This is a genomic window from Microcoleus sp. B4-D4, from assembly GCF_036705185.1.
Classification (GTDB): domain Bacteria; phylum Cyanobacteriota; class Cyanobacteriia; order Cyanobacteriales; family Microcoleaceae; genus Microcoleus.
The window spans coordinates 45,187-52,775 of sequence record NZ_JAUBTX010000005.1; the positions used below are offsets into that span (position 1 = coordinate 45,187).

Sequence of the window (7,589 nt, forward strand, 5' to 3'; positions counted from 1 at the left end):
CTAAAAGTAATGAGACTTTGGGTGATTCCCAAATTATTATTAAAAATTAAGTTGTTTACAATTATAAATTATAAGATATAATTAAGGGTCGAAAAATTAATAACTTAAGCACATCCTACAGTTTTCTTTCCTATAAGTTGCGAGATAATAAGGAGGCAGAGCCTCCGGATCTGCATTACCAGGCACAGCCTGGTAACGAGAAATACCACTTTCAAAAAATCATGAGATTTTCAGCTATTCTCAAATGATTAAAAAATAAGTTTTTCATAATTATAAAATCTAAAATCTAAAATCTAAAATCGTCAAAGCCTCCAGAACCGCAGTTCTAGAGGCTTGATGGTATTTTTTATTAGTTTACTGCGAGATTGCAAGACTAGACTTTCGCTAAAGGCTTAGTCCAAACGCCGGTTTCATCTTCTTCGTACTCCTGATGAATAGCGTTCCAAGCGGTGTGTTCCGCTTGTATCGAGTCGTTGCTTTCGTCAAATGCGGTGTTGTAGGATTCCATGAAGGTTTTTTGTGCTGCTTCCGACAGGTGCGATCGCACTTCTGGAGATAAATCTGCCGGACTGTTGCAGCGACCTTTGACGGCACGCGGCAGCGTCATCTCGCTAACTGAAACTTCTTCGCCACCTGCACTTTCTAGCAATAGTTGAAATTCGCCCGATTTATCTGCGGCGACTTCTGCCATCACGAGAAATTCGCCTGCTTCGACGCGGGTTTGATAGATAGTTGCTTTCTCTTCGGGCATTCCCAAAGCGACTAAAGCGGAAACTAGACCAGCACCGGCCGAACCTGCGATCGCGCCGCTAGCTGCACCCAACAGTACAGCACCCAGCGGGCCTGCGGATACTACTGCACCGACAAAGGGAATAAACAGCACGCCGACGCCAGTTAGCAAACCCAAAAAAGAACCGAATAAGGAACCAAAAATCGCTCCACTTCGCAAGCCTCCTAAAATCACATCTTTTTTGGTAAGAAAGCCGGCAATTTTAGTTTTAGATTGAAAGTTTTTGCCCATTACTGAGATGTGGTCGCGGGATACTCCGCGATCGAGCAACCGCCGAATTACGCCGTCTAATTGTTCTTCTTCCTTAAATACGGCTGAAACTGTGCGTTCTGCTAGATATTCCTCTGTCATTGTTTCTCCTTGATGGTTTTTCGATTAGTTGTGCTGGTATTTAGTATAGGAGGAGACTGTAGGGCGATCGCATCGATCTTGAGAGAGAGGTGAATGCGATCGGAGATAGTTTGAGGCTCTATCAAAAGAGTTAAGGAATTTTGTAATTGGCGATCGCTCAACTCTGACAGAGACTTATTCATCTCTGATATAAGCCCCCAAATATTCCAAGTTATTTATCATTTCCTCTGCTGATTTAGTAGCCATCAGATTCACAATTCCTCGCATTTGTTCACCCACTGAGTAACGCTGTTGTTGTGCAAGAATGATTCCTGCATGATTTCTATATTCCGCTAAAAATTGACTGTGCAAACTGCTGAAATCTCTCCTATTAAAGCTGTAAAGGACTCGCCCTTGCTCAGTTGCCCAAATTAGCTGTTCTTCATCTAAATAGCTGACTCTGTTAGCTTCGGAGGTAGTCAATACGTCTATTCCAGAATTTCGCAGAGCCAATATCAGAGCTTGTTTCTGAATATCTTCATCGAGATACAAACGAATTTGAGTCACGATAAATTACCTACCATAGATTCTGCTTCCAAGCGCTCCCACTCAGCATTTTCTGCTGCTATATCCGCGTCGATTTGGTCTTTGTTCGCATAATAGTAGGCTAATGCACCATAAATTTGTGCTAAAGTCAAGTGCGGTTTTTCATCAAGGATTTGTTCTGGAGTCAGCCCAGCATTGAAATCAATAGCAATATTTTCTACGGTAATTCGAGTTTCGGCGATGCGGGGACGGCCGCCGCAAGTTCCAGGCGTGCTGACAATTAGCGTTCCAATATCAACGGCAGTTGTCATATTTACCTCGATTGAGTTAACTTTATTTTATTGTAACGCAGCTTCATTTCTACCCGATCGCACTTTCTCAACATTAACCAATGCCACTAGCACCTTTTTTTCCTGTCGTTCACCCGATTCTCAAAACAGCTTTTCCCGGATGTCTGTGGACGGGAGATATCAACAGCCGAGAAATAGCCCTAACATTTGACGACGGGCCGCACCGTCAGCACACACCTCAACTGCTAAAAGTTTTAGATAAATACGACATCAAAGCAAGTTTTTTCTGGCTGGGATTTTGCGTGGACAGGCATCCAGAAATTGCCAAAGAAGTGTACGATAGCGGACAATGGATAGGTCTCCACGGCTACCAGCACGTATCGTTTGCCAAACTCAAAACCCACGAACTCAAACACAGTTTAGAAGACACGCAAAAAGCAATTAGCAAAGCTTGCGATTTAGACCCACAATTAATCCGCGACGTGCGGCCGCCAAACGGCATTTTTACGCCGCGAACATTAGAGTTATTGCAACAGTGGGAATATCGTCCCGTAATGTGGAGTGTCGTCCCGGAAGATTGGGTGCGGCCGGGGGTGATGAAAGTTACTAGCCGCGTCGTGCAGCAAACAGAAAACGGTTCAATTATTGTGCTCCACGACGGCTATTCCGGCGGCGAAGATGTTGCCGCTGCTGCTGACAAGATAATTCCCTTTCTTTTGTATAAAGGTTACAAATTCGTGACAATCGATCGACTGTGGCAACAGGCAAATATTCAAATAACCGGAAATTAAGTCAATGAAAAAAACACTGTTTATTACATCTCTTTGTTTGGCAAGTGCCGGATGGGCGATCGAGCTTTCTCCTGCGTCCCTCAGTGCTGAGATTCCACTTGTCGTTCAGCAGCCAGCCGGTGACGTATCCGAGCCTAGGAGCGACGCGAAACCCGTTCAAGTCGAACTGCTAAATCCCGGAGTGGAACCCCGACAACAGTTGCGTTTAAAACCAAGTTTAGGTGTTAAACAAACGACTACTATGGCTGTAAAAATGGAGATGGAAGTGTCTACAGCCGGCAGAAGTACGAAGGTGAATAAAGTTCCGACAATGGTCTTAAATATAGACACAAAAGCCACAAAAATTGATACCAATGGAGATATTCACTACGATTTTTTATACGCTAGTGCAGATATTGCTGCTGATACTCCAAATTTGCCAACTGCGGCCCTGGATAGTATGCGATCGGCAGTTAAAAAGTTAGTTGGATTGAAAGGTTCTTTCATCATGGATAGTCGGGGCGCGAGTAAAGGAGGTAGCTTTACTTTGCCGGAAGAAGCGGACAACAACACCAAAAAAATGGTTCAAAATATGTCTAAATCTTTACAACAGCTTGCCTCGCCTCTGCCGGCAGAAGCAGTTGGCAAAGGTGCTAAATGGCGTATCTCTTTTCCATCTAATGTCAGTGGCATGAATCTGAATCAAATTGCTACCTATGAATTGATTGGCTTGCAAGATGGAGTTGCAACTCTCAAAACTAGCGTAGAACAACAAGCAAATCCCCAAAATTTGACTTTACCCCAATTACCTGCTGGCTCTACTATGGCCATAAAATCTTTTGCGTCTCAGGGTCAGGGAGAAGTTATAATGCGACTGGATCAATTAATGCCTGTTCGTTCTGTCGTCTCTATCAATTCTAATTCTGAAATGATTATTAAAGTTGCAGGAAATCCCGAAGAATTAACAATGAAAACAAAAATGTTGATGGAGATGACTTTGGATTCTAAATAAGCGCTCGATCGGGTTGGAATACCTGATATAGCAACCGCCAAGGTTGTTAAAGCATTTATGGTTATTGAACCTTTTGACTACGCTCAGGGAGCAATGACCAAAGGGCCTTGGCGACTGGTATACTATGTAAACCTTGCGTGAGTTTTGATCGCAAATTTGGTGACAAAGGAGGCTGTTCTATGGTTCGATCGCACAAACGTCAAGCTGTCATCGCTTTAGTCGCAGCTTTGGGCACAATCATCGGAAATTTAGTGTTTCCAGGCCTGAATGTAGCCCCGGCATTGGCCGAGGCCAAATTTCAGGATGTTAAAAACCATTGGGCCCAAGGTTGCATAGAAGAATTAGCAGACAAAAAAATCATCAGTGGCTACTACGAAGACGGCAGTTTTCGCCCGAACCGCCCAGTCAGTCGCGCTGAGTTTGCGGCAATGCTGCGTAGGGCTTTTCCAGATGCAAAAACAGTCCGCAATCCGATCGACTTTGCAGATATTCCCACAAACTACTGGGGTTATAAACCAATTCGAGAAGCTTATCAGACGGGTTTTCTATCCGGTTATAGCGGCAGTATTTTTAACCCGACTCTTAACATTCCCCGCTGGCAGGTTTTGGTAGCATTAAGCAGCGGCTTGAAATATACGCCTACAGGGCCAGCGGCTGAGATTTTGGATGCGACTTTTGAAGATGCGCCGGAAATTCCAGAATTGGCAAGAAATGCGATCGCCGCCGCAGCAGAAAAACAACTTGTGGTCAATTATCCCGCCGTCAAACAGCTAGAACCTACGCGCAATGCTACCCGCGCCGAAGTAGCAACTTTCTTGTGTCAGGCGATCGCCAAACCCGGACAAACAGCCTTAGTTCCCTCGCAATACATCGCCCAAGTCCCAACGAATGTCGGCCCGGCGAGAACCACAGAAACCTCGGAATCTGGGAATATTCGGGCAGAAGTTTCTTTCATCAAAGAAGGAGAAAATGCCAAAAATATCCGCATCAAAATCATCCGCAGCGGTCAAATATTATTAGACGAACCAGTGCTAATTCCGACTCGTTCTCTAGTAGACAATCCCGATAAAAAAGCCAACGAAGAAGTATCAGAAGGGCGTTTGTTATCGGTGCGAATCCGCGATTTTGACGGCGACAAAGAACCGGAAGTGATGGCAGATTTAGTCTCAATCAATAGCGGTGTCCGCTGCTGCAATTATTCGTTTATTTACCGCTACGACTCAGCAGCCAAAAAATACACTCACATCAAGCATTTTTGGGGCAATGTCAGCTACGAAATTGTCGATTTTGGCAAAAATGATATCCCGGAGTTCAAGAGTCTAGACGGGCGATTTGCAGAGGCTTTTACAAATTATGCGGATTCTCGGTTGCCGCTGCAAATTTGGCAGTACCGCCAAGGTAAAATGGAAGATGTTACCAAACAGTATCCGGTGGAAGTATACACGAATTCCGCTGAACTGTGGCTGGAATCTAGGAAGCGATCGAGCGAAGATGCAGAGGTGAAAGGGGTGTTGGCGGCATTCATGGCCAGCAAGTATGTTGCGGGCCAGGAGGCGGAAGGTTGGCGGTTGTTGGAGGGGGTTTATCAAGGGCGCGATCGCACTCAATTCTTTGGGAAATTGCGCGAGTTTTTGGTAAGTACGGGATATGCGAGTAAGTAGATAAAGAACCCCCTAAATCCCCTTTTAAAAGGGGAGTAGGGGTTGAGGTTGAACGACTCATGTTTTCGCCTTAAGGAAGGGAACTTTCAAGACTTTCCCCCCCAGGAAGGCAACACTCGAAAGTTCCGCCAACATCACGACGGCGATATTCTACGCTAATGCTATCTGAGGGGTGATTTTCGGCAAAGGTTTTTACCTGGTACTTTTTGAGAATACAAACATTAAGAATTAAATAATTTTACAAAAACTTTATGAATAAATACCAAAACCAGTTGCTGTTTTAGAAGTTAAGCTAAAATAAGTATAAAATATCCCACATAAAATCCCTGAAAATGGTATATCCACCTGCACCTTGGAATTTGCAAGGTTATGCTGTTCAGACTTTACAATTAATAGATGTGGCACGGGTGCGTCCCTTGGTTCCATCTGAGTTAGAAATAGTCTCTGTATTGCCAGGAAAAACCCTAGGTGGAGTTTATATATCCTCCTACGGATTGGGTTCCGTGATGGAGTACAATGAGTTAATTGTCGTAAGCGCGATCGCCAATTATGCAGGAAAATGGGGCGCTTGGATTTCCCACATCTACGTAGACAATCCTAACTCGGTAGCCGGCGGGCGGGAAATTTGGGGACTTCCTAAAGAATTAGCTCAATTTAGTTGGGAAGGTAACGATTCAGTAAAAGCAACACCGCTAGGCTACCGAGTCACAGTTAGCCAAGCAAACAGTCAACTGTGCAGTCTCAATTACAGCCAGCAAAGTTTAGCGCTACCTGTACCTTTTAGCGGAAATATTTTCAGCACAAATCGCAGAAATTTGCTACTATTCAAAGGAGAATTTCAGTCTCGAATCGGTTTGATTAAAGGTAAATTAGAAGTAACTGAAGAAAGTCATTTTGCTAGTTTAAACTTAGGTCAGCCCTTGCTTACAGTGGCCTGCGAAGATATGCGTTTAATAGCAGGTGCGCCGGAAGTTGTAGGGAACAGAGCCGCTGAATTCAGTTATTAGTTAAAATTGGTATTGACCTGCAATTCCTGCGTAAAGCGGGAATTGCAGGTCAATATTAAAGAAACCGGGTTTTGCACCATTAAAAGCGTTGATGCAGTATGTTTGCAAAAAACCCCGGTTTTTGATTGTTCGTGCTGATTTTACTGAAATTAAATCAATTCCAGTTGTACTCATACATGATGTTAACTGTTAACTGTTAACTGTTAACGGTTAACAGTCAACAGTCAACAGTCAACAGTGAATTTACTATTCCGATGAAGAGAGGATTTGATATTAAATGCCAGCCCCCGGAGCGGCTTCAGCACCCATTTCTAAAACCGTACCGCGCAGGAAATCAATTTGCTGCTGAAAGTCCATGCCCTGAACCTTTCCTAATAAAGCTTTTCCGGCTTCGGGAAGTTCATAGTCTGGAGGCACGGGAATAATTGTTCCTTCGTCCATTCCTACTGCTAGAAAATACCAAAAAGCCAGCTTGGTTTCCGGGCTCATCGAGCCGTACATCCGGCTGATTTCAGTATTGGCTTTTGAGGCAATGTCGCGCATTACTTGCAGTTGTTCTTCGTGGGGCAGCGGCTTGACTTGCTCGAACAAACCTTGAGCGATTTCGGAACCGGAAGCACCCGGAGCCGCTGGGGTTATTGACTTGCCCATTTTGGTGTAAACAAACCACAGCAAACCTAATTGGTCGTCTACATTCAAGCTCTGCATATCTGCTTTTCCTTGGTCGTAGGCGCTGGTAGTAGAAAATGTCATTTCAGTCTCCAAAATAATATGTATTGCTCTGTTTGCCGATCGCAAAAACTTGTTTTGCTACTTAATAAAAGTTAGCGAATAAATAGGGAGGCTAGAATCTTGCTGAAGGTAGAGATGAACCCCGACAGTAATTGGTGGTGGCGGCTCCGAAGGTGGTAGGAAGTTTACAACTAAAGGATGATGCGGTGTGTCTCAGGTCAATTAGATTGAGAGCGCACTGGTTCGCAGCATCGGACTTCAGTCCTTCTTAATTTTTGCGGACTACACTCAGGTTTGTAGTGAGGACTTCAGTCCTTCTTAATTTTTTTCTAGTGAGAACTTCAGTCCTTCTTAATTTTGGCAGACTACAGTAAGGTTCGCAGCATCGGACTTCAGTCCTTCTTAATTTTTGCGGACTACACTCAGGTTTGTAGTGAGGACTTCAGTCCTT

At 44.2% G+C, this 7,589-nt stretch carries 10 protein-coding genes; 4 read left to right on the forward strand and 6 right to left on the reverse strand.

Translation table 11 applies throughout. The annotated features are described in order from the left end of the window. Nucleotides 1-373: 373 nt before the first annotated feature. Genes QUB13_RS06165 through QUB13_RS06180 form a run of 4 tightly spaced genes read right to left on the reverse strand, consistent with a single transcriptional unit; the run spans nucleotide 374 to nucleotide 1,977 of the window. Nucleotides 374-1,141, reverse strand: a complete 768-nt coding sequence (locus QUB13_RS06165; RefSeq protein WP_333379707.1) for a ChaB family protein — start codon at nucleotides 1,139-1,141, stop codon at nucleotides 374-376. Further along, a complete protein-coding gene (locus QUB13_RS06170) occupies nucleotides 1,138-1,323 on the reverse strand; it encodes a hypothetical protein (protein ID WP_333379708.1) in 186 nt (61 codons plus the stop codon). Before QUB13_RS06170 ends, QUB13_RS06165 begins: the two co-directional genes overlap by 4 nt. Then, a complete protein-coding gene (locus QUB13_RS06175; protein ID WP_333116825.1) occupies nucleotides 1,316-1,687 on the reverse strand; it encodes a DUF5615 family PIN-like protein in 372 nt (123 codons plus the stop codon). The genes QUB13_RS06170 and QUB13_RS06175 overlap by 8 nt, the downstream gene beginning before the upstream one ends. Then, nucleotides 1,684-1,977 carry a DUF433 domain-containing protein gene (locus QUB13_RS06180; RefSeq protein ID WP_333379709.1) on the reverse strand — a complete coding sequence of 98 codons (294 nt, stop codon included), beginning with the start codon at nucleotides 1,975-1,977 and terminating at the stop codon, nucleotides 1,684-1,686. Before QUB13_RS06180 ends, QUB13_RS06175 begins: the two co-directional genes overlap by 4 nt. A gap of 80 nt (nucleotides 1,978-2,057) precedes the next feature. Between QUB13_RS06180 and QUB13_RS06185 the strand changes: the two genes are divergently transcribed. The 4 genes from QUB13_RS06185 to QUB13_RS06200 all read left to right on the forward strand — a co-directional run bounded on the left by QUB13_RS06185 (nucleotide 2,058) and on the right by QUB13_RS06200 (nucleotide 6,406). Beyond that, nucleotides 2,058-2,747 (forward strand): polysaccharide deacetylase family protein, encoded by a 690-nt coding sequence (locus tag QUB13_RS06185; RefSeq protein ID WP_333379710.1) that lies wholly within the window; start codon nucleotides 2,058-2,060, stop codon nucleotides 2,745-2,747. 4 nt (nucleotides 2,748-2,751) lie between these two features. Beyond that, complete coding sequence (locus QUB13_RS06190) at nucleotides 2,752-3,738, forward strand: hypothetical protein (protein ID WP_333379711.1); 987 nt, start codon at nucleotides 2,752-2,754, stop codon at nucleotides 3,736-3,738. Between the two features lie 179 nt (nucleotides 3,739-3,917). Beyond that, nucleotides 3,918-5,399 (forward strand): S-layer homology domain-containing protein, encoded by a 1,482-nt coding sequence (locus QUB13_RS06195; protein ID WP_333379712.1) that lies wholly within the window; start codon nucleotides 3,918-3,920, stop codon nucleotides 5,397-5,399. Between the two features lie 332 nt (nucleotides 5,400-5,731). Next, on the forward strand, nucleotides 5,732-6,406 hold the full coding sequence (locus QUB13_RS06200; protein WP_333379713.1) for an acetoacetate decarboxylase family protein: 675 nt from the start codon (nucleotides 5,732-5,734) through the stop codon (nucleotides 6,404-6,406). Here the strand turns inward: QUB13_RS06200 and QUB13_RS06205 are convergent, their stop codons facing one another. Continuing rightward, nucleotides 6,407-6,580, reverse strand: coding sequence for a hypothetical protein (locus QUB13_RS06205; RefSeq protein WP_333379714.1), 174 nt, complete (start codon nucleotides 6,578-6,580; stop codon nucleotides 6,407-6,409). 99 nt (nucleotides 6,581-6,679) lie between these two features. After that, entirely contained in the window at nucleotides 6,680-7,159 is a 480-nt protein-coding gene (locus QUB13_RS06210) for an orange carotenoid protein N-terminal domain-containing protein (protein WP_333379715.1), read from the reverse strand. Between the last annotated feature and the right edge of the window lie 430 nt (nucleotides 7,160-7,589).